This is a genomic window from Bacteroidota bacterium, assembly GCA_016195025.1.
Classification (GTDB): Bacteria; Bacteroidota; Bacteroidia; order Palsa-948; family Palsa-948; genus Palsa-948.
Genome location: JACQAL010000067.1, coordinates 19,572 through 43,475, shown reverse-complemented (window position 1 = coordinate 43,475; position 23,904 = coordinate 19,572). Strand labels below are relative to the sequence as shown.

At 40.0% G+C, this 23,904-nt stretch carries 19 protein-coding genes; 14 read left to right on the top strand and 5 right to left on the bottom strand.

Translation table 11 applies throughout. From position 1 onward, the window contains the following. Positions 1-19: 19 nt before the first annotated feature. The 4 genes from HY063_13080 to HY063_13065 form a co-directional block, all read right to left on the bottom strand. Positions 20-1,825 carry a tetratricopeptide repeat protein gene (locus HY063_13080; GenBank protein MBI3502718.1) on the bottom strand — a complete coding sequence of 602 codons (1,806 nt, stop codon included), beginning with the start codon at positions 1,823-1,825 and terminating at the stop codon, positions 20-22. Between the two features lie 234 nt (positions 1,826-2,059). Continuing rightward, positions 2,060-2,659 (bottom strand): hypothetical protein, encoded by a 600-nt coding sequence (locus tag HY063_13075; protein ID MBI3502717.1) that lies wholly within the window; start codon positions 2,657-2,659, stop codon positions 2,060-2,062. 27 nt (positions 2,660-2,686) lie between these two features. Next, positions 2,687-7,174: a hypothetical protein gene (locus tag HY063_13070; protein MBI3502716.1), complete on the bottom strand. Its 4,488-nt coding sequence runs from the start codon at positions 7,172-7,174 to the stop codon at positions 2,687-2,689. 6 nt (positions 7,175-7,180) lie between these two features. After that, entirely contained in the window at positions 7,181-8,632 is a 1,452-nt protein-coding gene (locus tag HY063_13065) for a phosphoglucomutase/phosphomannomutase family protein (protein MBI3502715.1), read from the bottom strand. A 159-nt stretch (positions 8,633-8,791) separates the two neighbouring features. Between HY063_13065 and HY063_13060 the strand changes: the two genes are divergently transcribed. Next, a complete protein-coding gene (locus HY063_13060) occupies positions 8,792-9,541 on the top strand; it encodes a DUF4197 domain-containing protein (protein ID MBI3502714.1) in 750 nt (249 codons plus the stop codon). A gap of 9 nt (positions 9,542-9,550) precedes the next feature. On the opposite strand, the gene HY063_13055 is transcribed toward HY063_13060, so the two are convergent. Continuing rightward, positions 9,551-11,329, bottom strand: coding sequence for a M23 family metallopeptidase (locus HY063_13055; GenBank protein ID MBI3502713.1), 1,779 nt, complete (start codon positions 11,327-11,329; stop codon positions 9,551-9,553). 124 nt (positions 11,330-11,453) lie between these two features. On the opposite strand from HY063_13055, the gene HY063_13050 reads away from it, so the two are divergent. The 13 genes from HY063_13050 to HY063_12990 all read left to right on the top strand — a co-directional run bounded on the left by HY063_13050 (position 11,454) and on the right by HY063_12990 (position 23,885). Continuing rightward, positions 11,454-11,744, top strand: coding sequence for a hypothetical protein (locus tag HY063_13050; protein ID MBI3502712.1), 291 nt, complete (start codon positions 11,454-11,456; stop codon positions 11,742-11,744). Then, positions 11,744-12,040 (top strand): cell division protein ZapA, encoded by a 297-nt coding sequence (locus HY063_13045; GenBank protein ID MBI3502711.1) that lies wholly within the window; start codon positions 11,744-11,746, stop codon positions 12,038-12,040. The genes HY063_13050 and HY063_13045 overlap by 1 nt, the downstream gene beginning before the upstream one ends. A gap of 109 nt (positions 12,041-12,149) precedes the next feature. Further along, positions 12,150-13,685, top strand: a complete 1,536-nt coding sequence (gene rny, locus HY063_13040; protein ID MBI3502710.1) for a ribonuclease Y — start codon at positions 12,150-12,152, stop codon at positions 13,683-13,685. Between the two features lie 248 nt (positions 13,686-13,933). Beyond that, positions 13,934-14,518, top strand: a complete 585-nt coding sequence (locus HY063_13035) for a hypothetical protein (GenBank protein ID MBI3502709.1) — start codon at positions 13,934-13,936, stop codon at positions 14,516-14,518. Positions 14,519-14,545: 27 nt separating this feature from the next. Next, positions 14,546-15,820, top strand: coding sequence for a hypothetical protein (locus HY063_13030; protein ID MBI3502708.1), 1,275 nt, complete (start codon positions 14,546-14,548; stop codon positions 15,818-15,820). A gap of 25 nt (positions 15,821-15,845) precedes the next feature. Further along, complete coding sequence (locus HY063_13025; protein MBI3502707.1) at positions 15,846-16,802, top strand: glycosyltransferase; 957 nt, start codon at positions 15,846-15,848, stop codon at positions 16,800-16,802. A gap of 6 nt (positions 16,803-16,808) precedes the next feature. After that, positions 16,809-18,167, top strand: a complete 1,359-nt coding sequence (locus tag HY063_13020) for an oligosaccharide repeat unit polymerase (GenBank protein MBI3502706.1) — start codon at positions 16,809-16,811, stop codon at positions 18,165-18,167. An 11-nt stretch (positions 18,168-18,178) separates the two neighbouring features. Then, positions 18,179-19,402: a glycosyltransferase family 4 protein gene (locus HY063_13015; protein ID MBI3502705.1), complete on the top strand. Its 1,224-nt coding sequence runs from the start codon at positions 18,179-18,181 to the stop codon at positions 19,400-19,402. After that, a complete protein-coding gene (locus tag HY063_13010) occupies positions 19,399-20,175 on the top strand; it encodes a class I SAM-dependent methyltransferase (GenBank protein ID MBI3502704.1) in 777 nt (258 codons plus the stop codon). Before HY063_13015 ends, HY063_13010 begins: the two co-directional genes overlap by 4 nt. Before the next feature lie 9 nt (positions 20,176-20,184). Further along, a complete protein-coding gene (locus tag HY063_13005; protein ID MBI3502703.1) occupies positions 20,185-20,793 on the top strand; it encodes a sugar transferase in 609 nt (202 codons plus the stop codon). Between the two features lie 8 nt (positions 20,794-20,801). After that, positions 20,802-21,779: a thiamine pyrophosphate-dependent dehydrogenase E1 component subunit alpha gene (locus HY063_13000; protein MBI3502702.1), complete on the top strand. Its 978-nt coding sequence runs from the start codon at positions 20,802-20,804 to the stop codon at positions 21,777-21,779. Then, positions 21,766-22,770, top strand: a complete 1,005-nt coding sequence (locus HY063_12995; protein ID MBI3502701.1) for an alpha-ketoacid dehydrogenase subunit beta — start codon at positions 21,766-21,768, stop codon at positions 22,768-22,770. The genes HY063_13000 and HY063_12995 overlap by 14 nt, the downstream gene beginning before the upstream one ends. A 14-nt stretch (positions 22,771-22,784) precedes the next feature. After that, positions 22,785-23,885 (top strand): DegT/DnrJ/EryC1/StrS family aminotransferase, encoded by a 1,101-nt coding sequence (locus HY063_12990; protein ID MBI3502700.1) that lies wholly within the window; start codon positions 22,785-22,787, stop codon positions 23,883-23,885. The last annotated feature ends 19 nt before the right edge of the window (positions 23,886-23,904 follow it).

Genomic DNA, 23,904 nt, shown 5'->3' with positions numbered 1-23,904 from the left:
GCATTTTGGTTTTCATTTGTTACTTTGGCATTTTCGCTTTCAGCCGCGCAATTTCTTTTGCAATCCACTTCTCCGTTGGCATCATGCACTTTTGAATGCGCGCGGCATAGCGGATGCTTGCAAGAATTTCTTCCTGCTTTTCTTCTATTTTCTTTTTCTGCTCGCTGATGAGAATGTTTTTCTTTTTGATTTGCGTGTAGGCGCGGAGAATAAACGCAGCGAATGCAACGACCAACAACAAACCACCAACAACAAACAGCAGTATTATTTTTTGTTTGCGCGCTTCGGCTGCTGCAACGGCATCCTTTTTTTCCTGTTCTGCTTTTGTGGCGGCTTCTTTCTTTTCAAACTCGTAATTCATTTCGGTGCGGGTTTGTTTTTTCTGGTTCTCCTCGCTGTTGATGGTATCGCGGGCGGCTATGTATTTTTTGTAATGCTGAAAAGAGAGTTTGTAGTTTGTGGTTTGTAGTTTGTAGTTTCCAACTGACAACTGCGCAAGCGTATCGTAAAGTTGGGAGAGGTTTTGATTAACTTCTTTCACTCCTTCCAAATCGCCAAGCGTATCGCTGAGCGCGACCGAATGTTTCAGATACTCCTCCGCTTCTCTGAACTTTCCTGTTTTGGAATAAAGCGCACCGATGTTGCCGAGAGTGCTTGCAATTAATTTTTTTGCTCCGAGTTCTTCCCGCATCTTCAATGCCCTGAAATAATAGTCGAGGGCTTTAGTGAAGAGTCGGTCCCGATACGCTGCGCTATCGGGACTTCGCTGACACTCAGCTTGCTCCTTATAGACAATTCCGATGTTGCCGAGATTGATTGCCATATTACTTTTGTTTCCTGATTCTTCATCCAACTTCATTCTCCTGAAATAATAGTCGAGGGCTTTGGGATAATCGGCTTGCTCCTTATAGACAATTCCGATGTTGCCGAGATGTCTTGCAATTCCATTTTTATTCCCGAGTTCTTCATCCATCTTCAATGCCCTGAAATAATAGTCGAGGGCTTTGGGGTAATCGGCTTGGTCAGCATAGACAAGTCCGATGTTGCCGAGACGGGTTGCGACCCCTCTCCTTGCCTCTCCCCAAAGGGGAGAGGAATGAGGCAGCGTGTTTACAAGACCTTCATCAATTTTTAATGCAGCAAAATGATTTTCTAATGCCTTGGGATAATCGCCTTTCACCCAATAGCCGACACCCGCAGTGCCGTAAGCGTTGGCGAGCAAAGTCCCAAGTTTCAAGTCCCAAGTCCCAAGTCCCATTTCTTTTCCTTGGAATTTGGAACTTGATACTTGGAACTTGGAACTTAATATTTGAATTGCCTGCTTGGCGAGGAGAATAGTGGAATCGGGGTTGGTGTAGTAAAGAGCGAAAGCGAGGGCGTTGAGGTGGTTCACCTTATTCGTATCCTCTTTGTCTTTCTTTAGGAGGGAGAGGAGGGAATCGGTCTTCGCATTTTGCGAAATGGATAATGTAGAATGGATGATGGATAATGTGAATACAAAAACCACATTAGCCATTAAACATTTTCCATTAACCATTTTATTTACATTAGCCATTAAACATTTTCCATTAACCATTTTATTTACATTAGCCATTAAACATTTTCCATTAACCATTTTATTTATTTTGGTTTTCTTTTGAAACTTGAAACTTGATACTTGATACTTGTGTCTTTTCTTCATTTTTTCTTCAAATAGGCATACTTTGTGTACCGCTTCGGTTAGTTTGTGTACCGCTTCGCCTTCTTTGTGTATGGCTTTTCTTGCTTTATTTACAAAGACGCTTCCATATTGCATGGCTTCGCTTAGTTGGTTGTCAACTTTCATTAGTTAGTTGGCGGTTTCGCTTTGTTAGTCATCCGCTTTGGTCAGGTTGCCGTGAATGAACATATACTTGTCTTGTCTTGTGTGTTCGTTGTTGTGAATAATGCTTTCCTGCTCTTGTTTCCTGCTTTCCTTTCCGCACATAAACAGACAGCAGTTCTGAACTTAAAGAAAGAGAGCGGGAAAGTGAGAGAGTGAGAAAGTGAGATTCGCTCACCTACCCGTTTTCCCGTTTTCTCACTTTTCCGTTTTCTCACTTTCATTTTTTTCCGCAAGGTCATTGTTTTGATTTGCCTGCTGCTGCTTTATGGAAATCATTTCTTTTATTTTTTCTGCCACTAAGGAATTGAAAAGTTCGGGAGTGATTTGCGCGAGGGAAAATTGCTGCTCCGTTTTTTTCAGTGAGCGGGGCGGCTTGTCCTCGCGGTCATTCACATATTCGGCAATCACGGATATTTGCTGCAGGGCATAGTTGCCGAGCACGGTAATAATGAGTGCGATTCCCTGCGCCAGTTCGGGGGCGGCAATGTAATAGTTTTCATAATCCTTATAGAGCAGGTTGCTTTTCACATCTATTGCGGGCGGCTGGGCAAAGGGTTTAATGTGCGGCAGGTCGCTGCTTTTGTCCCTGCGCCTTTTGAGCGCGAGCGCCTGGCAATGCCTGCCCCGGAGGTTGCTGAGAATATCAATCATGGCGGGGTGAATGATTTGAGCAAGCGCGTTTTTGAAATCAGCAACAAACGCATTTTGTTTGCGCCATACCTGCCGCTGGGCTTCGTCTGTCTTTTTTTGCTCCTCTTTTACGGAGTTAAAGAGTTGGTCTATTTGGTTTGTCATGGTAAATGGTTTTAAAAGCAAATGTATTTATTCCTCACTCTGCTTAAACTTGCGTTCAAATAAATTTTTCTGCTGTTCGCTTCCAATGGAAAACTCGTAGGGGGTTTGCCCGCGCTCGGTTTTGAGCGAACGCTTATCAGATTTCAAATCCTGAATGGCTTTGTTGAAGTTGTTATCGCTCGAAACGGCTGTGAGCAATCCTTTGGTGTAGCGGAAATAATACCAGTTGTTTTTATCCACCTGCAGAAGAATATCGAGAATGTCTCCGGTGCGTTTTTTCGAGAGGGCAATTTTTCCGTCCACCATTTTGTTCACTTGGTTTTTGCGGACGATGCCGATGCCGATACCGCCTGTTGAAACATAGGCGTTGTTCTTTTTATTCCATTCCATATTCAGTTGCGTGATAAAGAGCGTGTGCTCCAGTTCATCAGGGAATTTTTTGAACTTGCCGTAGAGGTTCACTTCGGCAATCAGTTTATCGGCCCGTTCTTTTCCGAGGAGTTCGTGCAAGCCCTTTTCGTAATTGCCGCTCACGGGCACGCCCGTAAGATTTTCAGTGGCGGTAATGAGGTCTGCCATTTTATCGAGAGCCCCGTTATCAAAGAAGAAATCTATTGCCATCATCAGTTCAAACTCGGCAGAATCGGATTTCAAATCGTGCGAAACATTTCCCACGGCATCAATCTTCACCTGCCCCAAATCCAATCCAAGCCCGCCCATTTTCCCTTCCCCGTAAATGGTGCAGGCATCGGTGTTCAGGCGCAGGTAATTTCCGTTTAGGGTGAGTTCGTTGAGTTTTTCTTTTGAAGCAATGCGGTATTCTTTCGCGGCATTGTCATAAAATAAAAATCCGGTGGCGGTGAGAACATCCTGGTCGGTCTTGCGGAGTTTATGGGTGAGGAACGCGGAATAAATTCCGTTCGTATCTGCCGCAACGATTACGCCCGAGCCGAGTTCTTTGTCTTTTTCATCGAGTAATTTATCGGAAATGGGAATGAGAATTTTTTCAGGATTGATTTGCGCAGAAAACTGAAACCAGGTTTTTCCGTTTCCAAGGGCAGCGCAGGCATGAGAAATTTTTGTTAAGCCGGTGAAGACAAGGAACTGGTTGTTGGAAGCCAGGTTCACTTTTCCTTTGAACTCGTAATTGGGGCTGAGCATGAAGTGCGTGGTGTCTTTTATTTCGGCTTCGGCAATGGTCTGGTACGTGGTATCCACTTTTATGTTGGCGAAATAAATGGGTTGCTTGTTTTTCATTTCATCCGTGTAATCATACCAGCCCGAAGAGGCGTAACTTTTCTTGCCGAAGACATTGGTGTTTGCCTTGTAAATGGTATGGTAAGCGGTGATGCTGTTCGCCACAATTTTTGAATTGCTGAGCGTTTTCATTTCGGCATCTTTCAGAATGGTAACGCTTCCGCTGTCGGGATAAATTTTTGCATCCGCCACGTTAATCCACGCCACATCTTCTGCCGAAATAATATACTTGCGGAAATCAAATTTCGCCTTGGGCGCGTTGAAGCGCAGCGAATCCTGCTTGGGATTGGTGGAAATAAATTCAGGTCCCGAAAGTTCCAACTGGCGGGCATCTTTCGGCTTGTTGGCATCGCGCGAAGAAAGTTCAATGTCGCCTTTATCCATGTACCATTTGAAATTATCCATGTAGCAGATGTACTGGTTCACGGGAAATTCCACCACTGTTCCTTTTCCGTTGGCAGCAAAATCGCCCGTGCGCTTTTCAAAATCAATTACGGCATTCACGTTCTTGGTGGCAAAAGCAAACTGCGCGGTCTCGAGCGCTTTCAAACTGAAGTTGGCGGAATCAGACAACACTTTCTTGTTCTGAAATTTCATGAGCGAGGCAGACATGGTGGCTCCGGAGAAATCCAGTTTGCCGTTTCCGGTGAGCGCTTTGGGAGAGTAATCGAGCCGCCCTTTCATTTGCGACTGCCCGCTGTACAAATCGAGCGGCTTGAGTTGAGAAAATACCTGCAGCACATCCTGTTTGGGTTTCCAGTGCACATACACCGTGTCGCCTTTCACGGGGGGATATTCCGTTTTGCCGCTTCCCTTCGCCACTTCGCGCACTTCAAACTTCTGCGCGGTTCCGTTGGTGGAGTCGGGAAAGAAAATAAAATCGTTTGAAACGGAAGTGGACGTGAGAAAATCTATGGTGCCGTCTCCGCGCAAGCCATCGTTGCTGAGGCGAATCTTGTTGTTGAATTTTCCGGCATTGTTGTAAACCGGAAAACCTCCGGCAGGCGTGGGGCGGATGAAGCCGAGCGAATAATCCTGCTGAACGGAAAGCGTATCGCGGAAGGTGGGAAAAATTCCTGCGGAAGCCAGTTGTCCGGTGAGTTTCAAACTCTGCGTGCTGAACCGTCCCAAACTATCGAGCGAGTAGGGGTCGAGTTTGAAATAAAACTTATCGCGCCTGTAAACTCCGTGCTGAATGCCGCGCTTGTCGTAATACACAAACGATTCTTTGGCGGAGTTGAAGATGGGATATTTCTTCAAACTTTTTCTTCCCGATTTGTTGTCAATGCGGTCAATGAGCAAATCGCCCTGCACCTGCTCAATGACTGATTTCACGCGCACTTCGGAATAATTTCCAAAGCCATCGGGCGTAAACCTGCGCACAGTAAACGTGAGCGAATCCGCGCTGTTAATGTCCACTTTGAATTTATCGTAGTTGAAATAATAATCTTTTCCGAAGTAGGTGAATTTTCCTGCCGTCATCACTCCGCCAAAAGTAAAGTCGCGGTTTTTCTTCAGCACAATCATTTTGCGCGAAGGATAAATGGCAACGTTCTGCGAATCGCTGAGGGCAATCTGCGACACGCCATAAATGCGCAAATCATAATTGAGAAGATTCAGCACGGCATTCACCGCACCGCCTTTTACATCCGAGTGAATTCCGATTACATCGTAATCGGTGGTGCCTGCTTTGGCTTTCAGAAAAGTGAACAGCCGCTCCTGCAAAACAACTTCATCGGTTTGCGGATTATAACTGATGAATCCTCCGTTGGCAATGGGAATAAGATAGGGGCGAATGGCTTCGGCAGTTGCGTGCCTGCACCTTGCATACTCTTCACCGGTGAACGTGTTTCGCTTCAGTTTCTCTCCGCATTCTTTCAGCGCATAGAGCGGATTCACGGGGTCTTGCCCCTGCAGTTCATAAAACAATTCGTTGCGGAAATAATTTGCCGAAACAAAATCGGCAATGCCCTGCGAACTTCCAATGAGCGTTTTGAAATCCATTTTTGCCGAATCAAGTTTCCAGTCAATTTCTTCCACGTACATATCCACTTTGTGAAACGTGTTGAAGTAAGGCGTTTTTGAAATTCCTTCGAGTGTGCGGATGAGAACAAGGAATTTGTTGTCAATGTCAAATTTCACTTTGATGGAAGGATGGTACACCGAGTCCTTATCGAGATACATGGTGATGGCGGCATCATCGCTGGTAATCCTGTCCTGCCGGAAAATAAATGTTTTGCTCGTTGCTTTCACTAATGGCTTGTTGTTGCGCTTGAAGAAAAGCGAGGCGTCACCGGTTTTGCTTCCCGAACCAATGAACTTGCTTCCGCGCAGCGAAAACCCGCCTGAGAAATCAACTAATCCGTTGGCAATGTTTTTTATTTCGAAGCGCGTGCTGTAGGACTCAAAGCGCGGATAGGTGGAATTTTCGGGCGTGGCATCGGGCACCGCTTTTTCTTCGAGCGTGCCGGGGAGGGGCGACTGAAAATAAATTTTGTTGGTGAACACCACCGAATCGGCTGAGTAACTTTGCTTGGTGGTGAGAATGGTATAGTTGTTCAGTTCGGCATACACGAGCGCATCGTCAATGCCCGCGCGCGTCCAGGTAACTTTTCCTCCCTTGCCCACCCATTTTTTTTCGGTGGGATAATACACTCCGCTTGTTCCGAAAATGGTGGCGGTGTCGGCTTTCACCGCGCAGTATAAGTTGGTGGAAGAGAAAATAATTTTCGGCAGCGAGTCGAACTGAAAATCGTAGTTGTTGCTGCCGGTGAACCATTCCACCGAGGATGACTTGTATAATTTGTTGGAAGAGAAAATTCCGTTGGAGGCATCGAGGAAGGCGGAAAGTTTTGTTCCGCTTCCTTTCGCCAGCAGTTTTTCCAAACTCTCGCGCCACGACTGAAAACTGCTCTCCTGCAACTTCGCCACGTTGTAAAAGTTCATGATGGCGCTGAAGAAATTGAAGTAATCGGGAAAGGGGCGCATGTTTTTTTTGAGCATGGCAGCGCTGGTGTTGTAAACAAACATGCGCTTGTCATCTGATAACGTGCCGCTGAACCAGAAGGGCTTGAACTGCTCCTTGATGAACTCATGCCCTTCTTTTTCTTTTCCCTTGATGGAAGAAAACCAGTCGTCCATTTCGCTGAGGAACTTCACCGAATCGGCAGAGAAAGATTTGGGCGCCTGTGCGAATGCAGCGGAAGGCAGCAAGCAAGCAGTAAGCAGAAAAAAGAAAAGGCAAAAGTGTTTAATCATATTTAATCAGGCGACTTTCAGAAGTGTTTTCTTCGCTGCTTTCAGAATGTCAAGTGCTTTTTTCTGCGTGGATGACTCTGCGTATAATCTGAGAACCGGCTCTGTGCCCGATGCGCGAATCATCAGCCATTCTTCTTCGTTGAAAAAATATTTCCAGCCGTCAAGGTCTTCTGTTCTTTCCACTTTATATTTTCCGAAGGAGGAATAGTTTCCCTGTTTGCAGTTCTCCACAATTTTATTTTTCAGTTCTTCCGCAAGATGCCAGTCATCGCGCTCGAAGGCGAAACTTCCGGTAATAGCGTAGACCTCTTTAATTAATTCTTCGAGCGTTTTTTTTGACTTCGCCATGAATTCCCAGAGCGTTAACCCAATCCAGATTCCATCGCGCTCGGGAATATGCCCTTTAATGGCAATGCCGCCCGATTCTTCTCCGCCCAGCAGAACGTCTTCCTTAATCATGATTCCGCAGATATATTTGAATCCGATTTTCACCACATCGAGCGGAAGATTATAGTGCGCGCACATTTTTTTTATGCGCACGGTGGTGGAAAACGCGGTGCAGACCTTGCCGCGCATCTTTTTGTATTTGCAGAGATAATGAATGAGCAGCAGAATGATGTGATGCGAGTCCACAAAATTTCCTTTGCTGCCGAACAAGCCGAGGCGGTCGGCATCGCCATCGGTGGCAAGGGCGCAAGAGATTTTATTTTTTCCCTTCGATTTTTTTATGAGGGAAGAAATCTCCAGAAGATTTTTTGCAATGGGCTCGGGCGCAGTTCCGTTGAAGGATGGATTGTTTTCGCAGTGAAGCATAATCGTGTCGGGCAGAATCCGTTTCATTACGTTTTGCCCTGCGCCAAACATGGCATCGTACGCGAGTACCATCTTTGATTTCTTGATTGCTTTCAAATCAAAGTTCTTCTCCACCTGTTTGCAATAAAGATTTTCGAGGTCAATGGTATGTATCATCGGGTGAGGAAAAGAAATGGAATCAACATTCACCGAGCATTTTTCGGGAATGAGGTTTTCAATTTCAGAAACATGCTTGGGCAAAAGCGGTCCGCCATAAGGTCCTTTCAGTTTATATCCGTTGTACGATGGCGGGTTGTGGCTGGCAGTGATAATGATTCCGAGGTTTGCTTTATGTTTCACCGTTCCGAAAGAAACCATGGGAGTGGAAACAAAACCTCCCCGACCTTCGGTGCGGGGTGAAGCATTTGCGAGCAAAACTTCTATTCCGTAATGCGCGAGAATTTTTGCAGTGGTTTCAGAAAATAATTTTCCGCCAAAGCGGCAATCGTAGCCCACTACCACGCGCAGCGATTTATCGGGCGAATGAGCCACCGAGTTTGAAAGCCAGATGGCGGTTCCTTCCGCCACGCGCGCCACATTTTCAACGGTGAAGTCCTTTGCAATGATGGCACGCCAGCCGTCTGTTCCGAATTTGATTTGCGTCATTTGACTTTTTTTTGCGAAAATACAAAAGTACAGATACCCAATCACCACGAATCTACGAATGAAGCGAGCGGATATTTATTCGCAGAGCAGAAGCCGATTCGTTATCCGTACCTTTGGCAGAATATTTGTATGTTTGATTGCAAACCAAAATAGTTATCTATGAAAACTTTCAAAAACATTCTCGCAAGTTCTTTTTTATTTCTTTTTTTCTCCTGCGCTTCCACGGGGCAGATTGACTGGAACAAAGCCGCCAATGATGCGAACAAAGAAATCAACCAGATAAAATCGGGCAGCAAGCCGCTCTCCAATGACGAAGTGATTCAGGGATTGCGCGAAGCGCTGAATGTGGGAACAAATAATTCCACGGCATCGGCATCGAAAGCAGATGGCTTCTACAAAAATCCGCTCATCTTTATTCCGTTTCCCTCCGAAGCGCAAAAAATAAAAAACACGGTGGAGGATTTGGGAATGCATAAGCAGGTGCAGGATTTTGAAATGAGCATCAACCGCGCTGCCGAAGAAGCAAGCAAGGAGGCAGCGCCTGTTTTTCTGGATGCAATCAAAGGCATGAGCATTGCCGATGGATTTTCTATTCTTCATGGCGCTGATAATGCCGCCACGCAATACCTGAATGATAAAACATCGGGAGAACTCACCGCGAAGTTTACTCCGATAATAAAAAACGCCATTCAAAAAGTGGAAGTGACAAAATACTGGAATCCCATCATCACTACCTATAATAAAGTGCCCGGAGTGGAGAAGCAAAATCCCAATCTTGAACAATACATTACTTCCAAAGCGCTCGAAGGGCTTTTCAAATTAATTGCGGGAGAAGAAAAGAAAATCCGCACTGACCCTGTGGCGAGAATCAGCGATATACTGAAAAGAGTTTTCGGAAATACTAAGTGAAGGGAAAATTTATCTCGTGAACTCCGCCTTGTAAGTTCGTGCATTGTCTTTTCCATCGGCAACAGTAATTTCAATGAAATGTTTCCCTTTTGAAATTCGTTCATCAAATTCATAAAACAGCATTCCTTTTTTATATTCGTATTGCATGAGAATCCATTTTCCGTCAATGGTGGCGCGGTAAGATTTTATATTAGTCAGATTATCTCCAATAGTCACTGCAATCGTTTTCGCCTTCGACATATTCTTTCCATTATATATATTGTATGGCTTTATAGAAGGAGGAACTGTATCGAGCGTAACAGTATATCTTCCAAAATATTTTGTCTGCGTTGACACCCATCCGTCTTTGTATTCGCCTTTCTGGTCTGTCTTGTTATTATTTCCATCGAGCAAAACAAGAGTTGCTTTGCTCTGAAGTTTTTCGGGGAGAAGTTTTGTTTTAATGGAAAGCGTGTAAGCATAATGCACCGGCACATTGCTGTAGTGAATGGAATGCACCGCAGAAAAAGTTCCGGGCAACGTGTCTTTGCTTATTGAATAATCGAAATCAATATTCTCATAGAGTGAACAGGGAGGAATATCAATCTTCATATCATTGGTTTCAAATTTATTTTCTTCATTGCACTTCATTTTAGTCAGGAGTTGGGAGTTGGGAGTTGGGAGTGTTTTGATTTTTTTCACTGAACTCCGGACTCCGAACTCCAAACCTGAAGCATTCTGAAAAAAATCTTTCACGATAAATTTTACCTGGTGAGAAGAAGAATCATTGAACAAAAATAATCCATGATTCACCGCGCATTGATAAATGGAAAGTTTGTTGGCTTCATCCACAAAACATTTCTGGATTTCTTTATTTGATTTCGCTTCTTCGGCATAATCAATATGAGAATTTATGTAGCGCGATTCGTCAAAGCCAATTTCATTCAACTCGTGATAATAAATTCTTTTCCCGTCAATATCCATCTCGATTGAATACGCGCCAAGTTTTCCGGCTTCCTTTATATTGGAGTAATCTGTTGTTTCAATTCCAAAGCCGATGTTGCCGTTCACAGTGATTTTTTGCGGAGCAATATGATATTTTCCCCGCCATCCTCCAACAGAAATTTTCTTCGCTTCATTTTTTCCGTTGATAGAAGAAGAATCATCTGCCGGATAAATTTTCAAAAGAGAAATCTTTGGCGGAACCGTATCTTCTATTTTATACCCGAAGAGAAAAGGATTGTAAGCATGTTCTGTTACCGCATCTCTGACTTCAAAATGCAAATGTGGCGACTGCGAACCGCCTGTGTTTCCCGAAATCGCAATCGTGTCACATTGCTTAACTTTCAGCAAAGTTGAATCAACCGTCAAATCCACTTCAAAAGATTCCAAACGGTATTGCTCGAGTTCGAGATACTGTGCAAGTTTTCCATAGAGCCGTTGCAAGTGCGCATACACCGTTACAAAACCATTCGGATGAGTGATGTACAAACATTTTCCATAGCCAAACGCAGAAATTTTTATCCGTGAAACATATCCATCGGCAGCGGCAAGCACAAAAGTTCCTTCTCTTCCACCTGTTTTCACATCAAGCCCGGCATGAAAATGATTCGGGCGGATTTCTCCGAAGTTGCCTGCAATCTTCAGCGATGAATCGGTGGGCTCAACAAAATATCCCTGCGGAAATTTTTTCGGAGAAGGTTTGTGGAAAGTAGAATCTTGAAAAATAATTGCGCTTCCTAATTTGAAAGGAAGAAAAAGAAAAAGAAAAAGTAGCCCCGACCCTAAAGGGAGAAAAAACCGAAACATAAATACAGTTAAATAAATATAATAAAAACTGAAAGATTTTTTCATTTCTTGTTCAAAACAACAATAAATATTCTTGTCAAATCAAATTGAATGTTATTTTTGTGAACAAAGATTTTTTGAAAAGATGAGCGATATTAAATCCTTAGTTTCCAACTTGGAAAAGAAAGTAGAAAAGTTAGTAGATTTGCATCGCCAAACTTCAAAAGAACTTTCGGCACTCAAACAAAACAATAACGAACTCAAAAAAAATATAGAAGAACAAAAACAAATAGTAAAAGAGTTGGAGGACAAAAATAAAATCCTCAAACTTTCAAAATCAATATCAGGTAATAACGAAAACACACACGAACTAAAATTAAAAATCAACGAACTGATACGGGAAGTAGACAAGTGCACTGCGCTTTTGAATAAATAATGAATGATAAATTGTCCATAAAGGTTTCGGTGGCAGGAAGAATTTACCCGCTGGCAATTGAACGTGATGAAGAAGAAAACGTTCGCAAAGCGGTTAAACTCATCAATGAAAAAGTTTCTGAATTCGAAAAAAACTTTGACATAAAAGACCGGACCGATTTACTCGCAATGACTGCGCTTTATTTTGTTCCGCAATACCTGGAATCGAAAGATGCGCTTCAGAAAGATGATAAGGGAACTATTGAGCGATTGGAAAAACTGGACAAATTTATTTCGGCAGAGTTAGAGAAAGCGTAAACTGCATTTCAAAATATTTCTCCTGTATTGGTTCTGAAAAAGAATTAATGCGGGAATTTTTATTTACATATCACTCAAATCTATTTTTATGAATCTCGACACAATAACGATAGTACTTATAGCAGGCGCAGCAATAGCCGGACTTCTCATCGGAATCCTGATTGCAAACACACTACTGAAAGGCAGTTTGCAAAAAAAAGGACAACTGAAAATAAAAGAAGCAGAAGTGGAGGCCGAAAAAATTAAAAATGAAAAACTTTTGCAGGCAAAAGAAAAATTTCTGCAGATGAAATCAGACCATGAGCATGCTGTGAATGAAAAAAATAAAAATATTAATGCGCTCGAGCAACGGGCAAGACAGAAAGAACAACAAATGTCTCAGAAACTCGAACAGGTTCAGCGGAAAGAAAGAGAACTTGATACGGTAAAAAATAATCTGAACAATCAACTTGAAATTATCGAGAAGAAAAAATCTGAACTCGATAAAGGATTGCAGAAACAAATTCAGCAGTTGGAAGCAGTAGCTGGAATTTCAGGCGAAGAAGCGAAAGCGCAATTAATTGAATCGTTAAAAGCCGAAGCGAAAACCGAAGCCATGGCATTCATCAAGCATGAAATGGATGAAGCAAAACTTACCGCGAGCAAGGAAGCAAAGAAAATCATCATACAAACTATTCAGCGCATTCCTACGGAAGCGGCTGTAGAAAATTCCGTGACTGTTTTTCACATCGAAGGAGATGATATGAAGGGAAGAATCATCGGGCGCGAAGGAAGAAACATCCGCACGCTTGAATCTCTGACCGGAGTTGAAATTATTGTGGACGATACGCCTGATGCAATTCTTCTTTCCTGCTTCGACCCGGTGCGCAGGGAAATTGCGCGCCTCTCGCTTCATCACCTTGTTGCCGATGGAAGAATCCACCCCGCGCGCATTGAAGAAATTGTGGAGAAAACAAAAAAACAAATTGAAGAAGAAATTATTGAAATCGGAAAACGTACTGCAATTGATTTAGGAATTCACGGACTTCCTGCTGAACTCATTCGCTTGGTTGGAAGAATGAAGTACCGTTCTTCTTACGGACAAAATCTTTTGCAGCACTCGCGTGAAGTGGCGAACCTTTGTTCAGTAATGGCGGCAGAATTCGGACTCAATCCAAAAATCGCAAAGCGCGCAGGACTTTTGCACGACATTGGAAAAGTTTTTGAAGAAGAACTCGAACTTCCGCACGCTGTGGCAGGAATGAAACTCGCAGAAAAATTAAAAGAGAAACCGGAAATCTGCAATGCAATCGGTGCGCACCACGATGAAGTGGAAATGACATCGCTCTACTCGCCCATCGTACAAATCTGCGATGGAATTTCAGGAGCGCGTCCCGGTGCAAGGCGCGAAGTACATCAGCAATATATTCAGCGCCTGAAAGATTTGGAAAACATGGCTATGTCACAAACAGGAGTTGAAAAAGCGTATGCTATTCAGGCAGGAAGAGAATTGCGTGTACTTGTTTCAGCGGAAAAAATTTCTGATAAAGCGGCTGAAGAACTTTCATTCAATCTTGCCAATAAAATTCAAACTGAGATGACTTATCCGGGGCAAGTGAAAGTGACTGTGATTAGAGAAACAAGGTCAGTGAATGTGGCGAAGTAAGAAACTTTATTTGGTGGTATTAGTATGCTTATAAAAACTGAAACAAATTATTTTTACATTTGACTTTCCAAATAAATGAAATATTTTTCATCTGACTAATAAAAAATAGTTTTATGCTTAAAAATCTGATAGTAAAATTGACTTCAAAAAGGTACGTTGTAACAATAAGTGCCACTGCTTTGATTATGTTTTTTATATCACTGTATTATACAAAAACTGTTAACCACAGCACCGGAAAATTATTCAAGATGAATTACTTTATAAAAAGTAATTTCCCAAAAGGAAAAGGATATGCTTTTTCAGAATTGAAAGAAATTATTACTGCATTTCCCGAACGAAGCAGAGTTGATTCAACTTCCATTTTTTATAATAAAAACATTAATGCAACCCTTTCTTTTACCAAACGGGAAGATTTCGCATATGAAGTGCTGATTCAAACAACCGACACTTCAATAACTGATGCATTAAATACCACGTTAATTAAATACATCAATACCCAACCATTGGTACTAAAACTTTTATCAGAGAATAATAAGAAAAATAAAAAAATGATTGATTTCGTTTCTCCTCTAATCCAGAAAATTAAGGAAACTGACATTAAAGAATTAAAATACGATGCTATTGAAGCGCTCATCAAACTTCAGAAATTAAAAATACAATCGGAATATGAAAATGAATCTTTGAGAGGGTATGAAATAATTGCCGGCCCATTTATTTCTGAAAACACTTATAAATCTCCGAAATACATTATAATATTTTTATTTACTCTAACAGGATTTTTACTGGGAGCAGTTCTGGCTTATATATCCGAATTTTTTAAATCGACTTCATAGTTCTTTATAAAAATTTCTTCGGAACTTATGAAAAAGGATTTGCTTGTTACCTATGTTTCCGAAGCAATTACTTTAGCAGCAGGAGTTGGAGTTTATAAATTATCTGCCCTTAATTTTTCAGAAGAAAATTTTGCTGTTTATGCTTTATTCAGAAGAGTTATTTCATTTGTTCAGCCGGTTTTACTCATAGGATTAGCAGTAGCGTTGCCCAGATTTATTTCGCTTTCCGAAGAAAAAGATTCTACGTTGAAAGATAGTTTTGCATTTTCCGGTTTGATAATTCTCGGGTTATCTTTTTTATTTTTTGCAATCTTGTCGCTGTTATATAAACCCGATTTATCTATTCTTTTTTTCGGCAATGAATCATTTCAAAATTTAATAATTCCTCTTTTGATTTATGTGCTTGGTATTTTAATTCATAGTTATTGCTATAGTTTTTTTCGAGGTAAATTAAAAATGATGCATGCAAATGCTCTCCAGATAATTAATTTGGGAATAGTACCTCTTGTTTCATTTTTTAACAACAGCGTTGATAAAGTTATCCTGATTAATGGAATACTGCTTTGTTCCGTTTCCGGAATTGTATTATTATTTGTGCTGATGAATATTCGCCCAAATGTTCTACAATTATTATCTTGTTCCAGGCAATTATTTTTTTATGGTGTCCAGAGAGTTCCGGGTGATATTTCAATGGCTGTCTTATTTTTAATTCCCGCTTCCATTACTACTTATTTTTATGGAATAAAGGAAGGCGGATATGTGGCTTTTTCAATTACGATGATAAATATGCTGTCAACTTTTTATTCGCCTGTTTCCATTCTCATTTTACCGCATGCCGGAAAACTTTTGGCTTCAGGAAATATTGAATTGTTAAAATCGTACATTATGAAAATTTTAAAATGGGCTGTTGTGTCTTCGCTGGCAATAATTATTTTTTTAGAAATTTTTATAGACACAATCATTCATTATTATCTGGGAAGTAATTATGTTGACTCCGTTTCTTTTTCTTTAAGAATAATTCTTGCCGGTGGAATCTTTATGGTGATTTTTGTTACTATGCGGGGCGTTATTGATGCTTATTACCACCGGGGTATTAATGCAGTTAATCAGATTTTGGCTTTGCTTGCTTTTTGTATCCTGTCGGCTGCTGGTCAATTTGTTTTTAAAACAGGATATATATTTACATTAATTGCATTTGTAATTTCAATTTCCATACTTGGAATTTTTACGCTATGGGAAATCACAAAGATTTTCAGAAAAATGAATTCGAAAAGAACTTATCCCATAGTTAATGAATCGTGAAAATGATATGAGAATTTTGTATATTGTGCCCAGAACAAAATCGGGTAACGGGATGATTTTTGCTCGCCAGCAGATTCAAAGTTTAATAGAAGCCGGAATAACAGCCGAAATATTTTTTCTTAATTCAAGATTAAATCCACTTTTGTTGCTTAAAGATTTTTTCAAATTCTTCTCTGTGTCTAAAAAATTTAATACGCATATTATTCATGCGCATTACGGAACAGTATGTTCTTTTTTTTCCGCCCTTTGCGCATTTTTTTTACGATTGCCTTTAGTAATCACTTTTCACGGAAGTGACATAAATAATACAGCAAAGGTGGATGGGTTCTGGAGAGATTTAATCGGTCGGACACTGTCTCAAATTTCGTCCTTATCAGCCACAAGAATCATCTGCGTTTCAAAAAAAATAAAAGAAAAACTTTGGTGGTCTAAAAAAATTGCCGCCATAATTCCTGTGGGAGTTAATACAGATTTTTTTTATCCGGTTCCCAAAAATGAGGCAAGACAAAAATTAAATATTTCATCTTTTGAAAAAATTATTTTATTTAATGCAGGAAAAAATCCGGAGATAAAAAGAATTGATATTGCAAGAGAAGTTTTTCAAGCAGTGAAAAAAAATATTCCTGAAGCAAGAATGGAGATTTTAGATGGAAATGTTGCATACGATAAAATTCCATTTTATATGAATGCTGCCGATTGTTTATTATTAACAAGCGATTCGGAAGGAAGCCCAACCATTGTAAAAGAATCTTTAATGTGTAATTTGCCCGTGGTGAGTGTTGATGCGGGAGATGTGGAAGAACAATTAGATGGAATATATCCTTCAAAAATTGTAAGCCGAGACCTTAATCAAATCTCAAATGCAGTAAGTGAAATTCTTTACTTGAATCAAAATTCAAACGGACGAACAAAACTGGAAAACTATTCTGATAAAGAAATTGCAAAAAAGATAAAAAAAATATATTCTGAAATTATTCAATAATTCAAAATGGATTTTTATTTGCTGTTAACGCTTTCTACAATTATTATTTTTTTATTGGGCTTTTTTATTTTTATCAGAACGAAATCTCTTGCATTTCCCATTGGCATTTTACTTTTGTATTTTTTTTCTCTTTATGGAGCATGGTTTATAGTGTATGATAAAATGAATCTTGAAAAAGGTGCAAGTTTCGGACTACATTATTATTATTTAATGCTAAAAATGTTTAACGTGGAGTTAGATCAATACTATTTTAATACTCTTCTAATGTATTCTTTATTTATTGTGATTATAGAATTAACAATTCTTTCAATAGTTCCCTGCAATAAAAATAAACCCCATTATGCAAACTTTGTAATTAAGATTAATCATTATTATTTAATTGCAGGATCGTTTATTTGCATGTTAGCAAGTGCTGCGCTTGTTTCGGGAGCTCTTAGGACGATGCTTCAAAGCGGAGAAAGCGCATATCACATCGCCAGAACATCAACCGAAACAAATTTATTTACGTTGCACCAACTTTTAAACCGGGCAATTATCCCCATCGTAATAGGATTCACTACTCTATTTATGCGTGACAATAAGTTTTTTGATACAAAAAAAATATCACCGCGCATTTGGATATTATATTTTTTCACTCTTGTTTGCTGGATATTTTATCTGACAATTCTTGGAAATAAACACGAGTTCTTTGTCGCTATTGCAGCATCCGGTTTGATTTATCTTGAAAGTGAAAAGCAAGTTAAAAAATCATTAATAGTATTTGGAGTATTTCTTGGAATACTTATGCTTGGAAGCATTAATGTTTTAAGACAATATTCGCTTATGGAAATTTTTTCTAATATAAATCCTCAATTAATTTCATTGGCATTTTCTGATGTTATTTTTAGTAACGAAATGATGGGAGCACATCTTTCCCTTTATGGCATATTATATTATCATGTGCCGATTGCTGGCGGCTTTTCATTAATCAGCTTATTTGCATCTACAGTGCCAAAAATTTTTTGGACGGGTAGGCCTGACGATATTTATAATTACTATGCGACTTCTGTTGGTGCAATGGAAGGTCAGGGTTATACAATTCATCATGCTGCGGGCTGGTACCTAAATTTCGGGTTGCCGGGGATAATTATTGGTGCTATTTTTTTTGGATTTCTTTGGGGATGGACGTATAAAAAAATTTTTTCTCCTTTAGGAAACAGTAAGTTTGCCATATTAAAATTATTCCCCTTCTTCCTCATAACAGCTGCCATTCCAACTCTTATCCGCGCTGGAATTGAAGGATACAAATCACTATTAATTGATGCTTTACTTATTCCGCTTGTATTTCTTTTTATAGTCTCAAAAATGAATAAAGTAGGTTCCTAATTAATTTCTTCATGCACATCTGGCTCGTACAAATCGGTGAACCGCTTCCGTTAGATTCTTCAGTAAAAAAAATGAGGACTGCATTGCTCGCAGATAAACTCATTGAACGAGGGCATACCGTTTTGTGGTGGGCAAGTGCTTTTGACCATGTGAAAAAAAAATGGGTTGCCCAAAATGATTCGGTGGTTGAAATTAAAAATGGGTATGAAATTTTTGCATTGAAAGGAATAGGATATAAAAAAAATATTTCTTTATCTCGTTTTATTGACCACCGGATCATCGCCCGGAATTTTAAAAAATTCGCTCTACAAAAAACAAAACCCGATGCTATGATTGTTTCCATGCCTGCTCATGATTTGGCTTACCAAGCAGTAATGTTCGCAAAAAAAAATAATATTCCGGTTATTGTAGATGTAAGAGATGAGTGGCCCGATTTGTTTGTAAATTATGCACCGTCAGTTCTGCGACCGTTCACATGGTTTTTTTTGTTTAATGATTTTGCCATGGTGAAAAAAACAATGCACTATGCCGATTCACTCGTATCAATGATGGATTCGCTTCTGCAATGGGGATTAAAATATGCAGGAAGAAAACAAACAGAAAATGATAAAGTATTTTATCTTGGCGGAAAAAAAATAGTTAATGAAAACAAAAATATTAATTTGAGTTTTTCAGAAAAATTGAAAGATAAATTTGTTGTAACATTTATAGGAACATTTGTAGAAAACAACGACCCTGCAATTTTAATTGTGTGTGCAAAAAAATTACAAAACGAAAAAATACATTTTCTTCTTGCGGGAGATGGCGAATTGTTACATGAAATAAAAAAAAAGACAAAAGATTTAAACAATGTTACTTTTCCCGGATGGCTAAATGAGAATGAAATCAACGAACTCCTGAAAATTTCTAAAATCGGAGTTGCTCCTGCAAAAAAAATCAGAGATGCTTTTCCGAATAAAGTTTTTTCTTATCTCTCTGCCGGCTTACCCGTCATCACTTCATTTCATGGTGATTTGAAAAATAGTATAGAAGAACATCAAATTGGATATTTTTACCTGCCAAATGATGTAACTGCACTTACAAACTGCATCTTGAAGTTATACAAAGATCAAGACCTTTACAGAAAAATGTTAGTCAATACAAAAAAAATATTTGAAGAAAAATTTGATGCGGAAAAAATTTACGATGAATATGCAAAGCACGTTGAATTAATTGCTGAAAAATATAAACAATGAATCATCCCGACTTTTCCCAAATTACCGAAGCACCCGGATTGCAGGCAACACAGGAACAGCTTGAGAGAATTTATCATCGCTATCATTTTGCAAAACAATTTTGCAAAGGCAAAGATGTGGTGGAAGTGGCCTGCGGAAGTGGAATTGGTTTGGGATATCTTTCTTCATTTTCAAATGAAGTTTCTGCCGGAGATATTGATGAAAAAAATATTTCTATTGCACAGAAACAATACAGCACTAATCCGAAAATAAAAATTCAGAAAATTGATGCGCATCAATTGCCTTATCCCGATAATAGTTGCGATGTGGTTTTACTTTATGAAGCAATTTATTATTTGCAAAATCCCCGGAAGTTTGTAGATGAAAGTTGGAGGATATTGCGTAATGATGGCACTTTAATTATCGGAACAGTTAACCGAGAATGGAAAGATTTTCATCCTTCACCTTTTACGCATAAATATTTTTCATCAAAAGAATTGCATGAATTAATCAGCGAAAAATTTTCTTCTGTTCAAACCTTTGGCGCTTTTGAAGTTGAGCAGGGTTTTAAGGCAAGTGTATTTTCTTTGCTTAAAAGAATGGCAGTAAAGTTTGATTTAATTCCCGGCAGTTTAAAACTTCGGGCATATTTGAAGAGGATATTTATAGGAAAAACCTTTTCTTTGCCGGATGGAATTCACGAGGGAATTGGAGAATACAGAATGCCGGAAAAATTAAATTCTTCTGAAAAGGTTATTGCTTTCAAAATATTATATGCGGTTGGGAAAAAATGAATTTTAGTTATGCTCAAACGAACCTTTGATTTTTTTTCTTCGCTTTTCGCTCTGATAATTTTTTCCCCGTTTCTTTTAATTACCGCTTTGCTGATTAAACTTCATGATAGAGGGTCTGTTTTTTACATGGCGCCACGAGTGGGATTGAATGGAAAATTATTCACTATGTATAAATTCCGTTCAATGGTTGTAAACGCAGATAAACTCGGGCCGTCTTCAACAACTAAAACCGATTCGCGTTTAACACCAATCGGAAAGTTTTTAAGAAAATATAAACTGGATGAGTTGCCACAGTTACTCAATGTTTTCATAGGAGAAATGAGCATTGTGGGTCCCCGCCCGGAAGTAAAATACTTTACCGATATGTTTAACGAAAAAGAAAAAGCGATTTTATCTGTGAAGCCCGGCATTACTGATTTTGCATCTGTATGGAATTCCGATGAAGCCGCCATACTTGAAGGAAGCGATGATGCCGATAAAACATATATGGAAAAAATTCGCCCCCATAAAATCAATCTGCAATTAAAGTATATTCGCGAGCAGAATTTTTTTACTGACATGAAAATAATATTTCTTACTATTAAAACTATTTTCTCAAAATCGGAAAGTGCGAAATAAAATTCCAGATGAAATATTCTTCCACATTACTTGAGCAGTTATACCACATGATGGTGAAAATCCGTTACACCGAAGAAAGTTTGGTGGAACCGATTATGAATGGAACCGTTCGCTGCCCCGTGCATCTTTATACCGGGCAGGAAGCAGTCGCAACAGGAATGTGCACGCATCTTACCAGAGAAGATTATGTTTTCGGAAATCACCGTTCGCACGGACACTACCTGGCGAAAGGCGGTGACCTGAAAAAAATGATTGCAGAAATTTATTGCCGCGAAACCGGCTGTGCGAAAGGACGGGGAGGTTCCATGCATCTCATTTCTCCTGAGAATGGCGTAATGGGAATTGTTCCCATAGTGGCAGGAACTATTTCACTTGCAGTTGGCGCAGCAATGGCTTCCAAAGTGAGAAAAGACAAACGAGTCACCCTCAGTTTTTTTGGAGATGGCGCCACAGGAGAAGGAGTGCTTTACGAATCACTGAACTTTGCTTCACTTTATAAATTGCCCATCATTTTTGTTTGCGAAAACAATTTATACTCCACGCACATGACCGTGAAAAAAATAAGGCCGCCTCAGAAGATTGCAAAGATTGCCTCTCCCTTCGGAATAAAATCATTTTCGTCTGATGGCAATGATGTGCTGAAAGTTTATGAAGTTTCAAAAAAAGCAGTTGACTATTGCAGAAGTGGAAAAGGCCCGGTGTTTATTGAATTTTTTACTTATCGCTTAAGAGGACATGTCGGTCCTGATGATAACATACAGGGCTCTCACACAGAAATCCGTCCGCTGAGCGAAGTGGAGAAATGGAAAAAGCGTGACCCGGTTTTGCGGTTTGCTAAATATCTGATTTCAAAAAAAGTTTTATCGCAGAATAAAATTAATCAAATCATTCAGGAAGTAAATAATGAAATTAACCAAGCCCACACCTTCGCTCAAAACAGCGCGAGGCCACTGGCAAATGAAGTTTTAGAATATGTCTTTAAATAAAGAAAGAAAATTAAATTTCGCTCTCGCCATCAACGAAGCACTTACGCAAATGCTGGAGAGCGATCCTTCCGTAATGCTCATAGGGCAAGGGGTGATGAGTCCGTGGTATGTTGGGAACACCTGCAAGGATTTGTTGGAGAAGTTTGGCGAAGCGCGCGTACTTGACACACCCGTTTCAGAAAATGCAACTACCGGAGCCGCAGTGGGCGCTGCAATTGCCGGAATGAAAACAATTGTAGTTCATCCGCGAACCGATTTTGCCGTTTATGCTCTTGACCCCATCATCAATGAAGCTGCCAACTGGCATTACATGAGCGGTGGCGCGTCAAATGTGCCTGTGGTTTTCTGGCTGATTGTGAATGGCGGTGGCGAACAGGCAGCGCAACACTCACAAGCGCTGCACACAATTTTTGCGCATGTTCCCGGATTGAAAGTGATTGCTCCTTCCACTCCTTATGATGTAAAAGGCATGTTGATTGCAGCAATCAATGACCCGAATCCCGTTGTGTTTATTGACAACAGAAGTTTATATGGTTTTGAAGAAAGCGTTCCGGAAAAAATGTATGAAATTCCTCTCGGAAAAGGGATCATCAGAAGAAAAGGAAAAGACATTACTCTTGTTTCGTTTTCGCATCTCGCGCAGGAAACTTTGAAAGCCGCAGAAACGCTCGCCCTCGAAGGAATAGATGCTGAAGTGATTGATATAAGAACGCTGAAGCCGCTGGATGAAAAAATAATTTTCGACTCGGTTGAGAAAACACAAAGAATAGCAATCATTGACAGCGCATGGAAGTTTTGCGGGTTCTCAGCAGAAGTGGTTGCACTTCTTGCTGAAAAAACATCGCTCGAAGGAAAATCAATAACAAGAATAAATATTCCGGATGCACCGGCAGCGGCAAGTAATTCGCTGGAACAGGCATATTATATCAATGCAGAAAAAATAGTAAGTCGTGTGAAAAATTTTTGTTCTGATAAGGTAATCGCAAATTAAATCAATAATAAATTATGAAGGTTCGATTTGTAAATCCGGGAAAATTATATCAAGCATTGAAACCCGAACTTGATGCTGTTTATTTCAAAGTAATGTCAAAAGGTGATTTGATAGACAGAGAGCATTTAAAAAGTTTTGAAAAAAATCTTGCAAAGTTTGTCGGAACAAAATATGCCGTTGGAGTGAACAGCGGATACGATGCGCTTCATCTTTCTCTGCGAGCTGCCGGAGTTGGAATGGGAGACGAAGTGATTGTTCCTGCACATACATTCGTGGCATCCTGTTCGGCTATTGTGAATGTTGGTGCAGCTCCGGTTCTTGTGGATGTAACAAAAGATTTTAACATTGATGTTTCAAAAATCGAAAAAGCAATTACAAAAAAAACAAAAGCAATCATGCCCGTTCACCTCAGCGGATGGATGGCAGATATGCCCGCGGTAATGAAGATTGCCGGAAAATATAATTTGAAAGTTGTTGAAGATGCCTGCCAGAGTTTGGGCGCAAGCATTAATGGAAAAGGCGCAGGCGCATGGGGACTTACCGGATGTTTTAGTTTTTATCCTTTCAAAATTTTAGGCGGATACGGAGATGGTGGAGCTATTACAACCAACGATGAAGAGGTTGCTATCTATGCACGAAGAATGCGGTTTAACGGTGAAGAAAGAGAAACCGGAGAATATCACGGACATGGATTTACTTGCCTGCTTGATAATTTACAAGCAGCATTTTTAGATGTCAAGTTACGCTATATGAGAAAATGGATTAAGCGAAGAAAATCTATTGCTGACAAATATAAAAAAGCATTTTCTGATTTGCCGAATCTTTTATTGCCGCATTATGATAAAAAAGAATTTGACCATGCCTATCAGAATTACACGCTGAGAGCAAAAGAAGGAAATAAATTTTCTGAATACATGAAAAAAAACGGAGTGGAAGTGCTCACTCAATTCCGCAAGCCCTATTACACGCACGAAGGTTTAAACTTGAAAGACCTCGGATTCCCCGAAACAGAAGCATTGAGCCGCGAAGTTTGTTCGTTGCCCATGTGCGTAGAAATAGATGATCACGAAGTGGATTATGTAATAAAAGTTGTGAGAAGTTTTTATAAAAAATAATTTTCTCATTCGCAATATT

Coding starts and splice junctions, on each gene's coding strand:
- HY063_13010 (MBI3502704.1), top strand. CDS start 19,399: ATGAATCATCCCGACTTTTCCCAAATTACCGAAGCACCCGGATTGCAG.
- HY063_13070 (MBI3502716.1), bottom strand. CDS start 7,174: ATGATTAAACACTTTTGCCTTTTCTTTTTTCTGCTTACTGCTTGCTTG.
- HY063_13000 (MBI3502702.1), top strand. CDS start 20,802: ATGAAATATTCTTCCACATTACTTGAGCAGTTATACCACATGATGGTG.
- HY063_13075 (MBI3502717.1), bottom strand. CDS start 2,659: ATGACAAACCAAATAGACCAACTCTTTAACTCCGTAAAAGAGGAGCAA.
- HY063_13005 (MBI3502703.1), top strand. CDS start 20,185: ATGCTCAAACGAACCTTTGATTTTTTTTCTTCGCTTTTCGCTCTGATA.
- HY063_13050 (MBI3502712.1), top strand. CDS start 11,454: ATGAGCGATATTAAATCCTTAGTTTCCAACTTGGAAAAGAAAGTAGAA.
- HY063_12990 (MBI3502700.1), top strand. CDS start 22,785: ATGAAGGTTCGATTTGTAAATCCGGGAAAATTATATCAAGCATTGAAA.
- HY063_13020 (MBI3502706.1), top strand. CDS start 16,809: ATGGATTTTTATTTGCTGTTAACGCTTTCTACAATTATTATTTTTTTA.
- HY063_13065 (MBI3502715.1), bottom strand. CDS start 8,632: ATGACGCAAATCAAATTCGGAACAGACGGCTGGCGTGCCATCATTGCA.
- HY063_13045 (MBI3502711.1), top strand. CDS start 11,744: ATGAATGATAAATTGTCCATAAAGGTTTCGGTGGCAGGAAGAATTTAC.
- HY063_13080 (MBI3502718.1), bottom strand. CDS start 1,825: ATGAAAGTTGACAACCAACTAAGCGAAGCCATGCAATATGGAAGCGTC.
- HY063_13035 (MBI3502709.1), top strand. CDS start 13,934: ATGAATTACTTTATAAAAAGTAATTTCCCAAAAGGAAAAGGATATGCT.
- HY063_13060 (MBI3502714.1), top strand. CDS start 8,792: ATGAAAACTTTCAAAAACATTCTCGCAAGTTCTTTTTTATTTCTTTTT.
- HY063_13055 (MBI3502713.1), bottom strand. CDS start 11,329: ATGTTTCGGTTTTTTCTCCCTTTAGGGTCGGGGCTACTTTTTCTTTTT.
- HY063_13015 (MBI3502705.1), top strand. CDS start 18,179: ATGCACATCTGGCTCGTACAAATCGGTGAACCGCTTCCGTTAGATTCT.
- HY063_12995 (MBI3502701.1), top strand. CDS start 21,766: ATGTCTTTAAATAAAGAAAGAAAATTAAATTTCGCTCTCGCCATCAAC.
- HY063_13030 (MBI3502708.1), top strand. CDS start 14,546: ATGAAAAAGGATTTGCTTGTTACCTATGTTTCCGAAGCAATTACTTTA.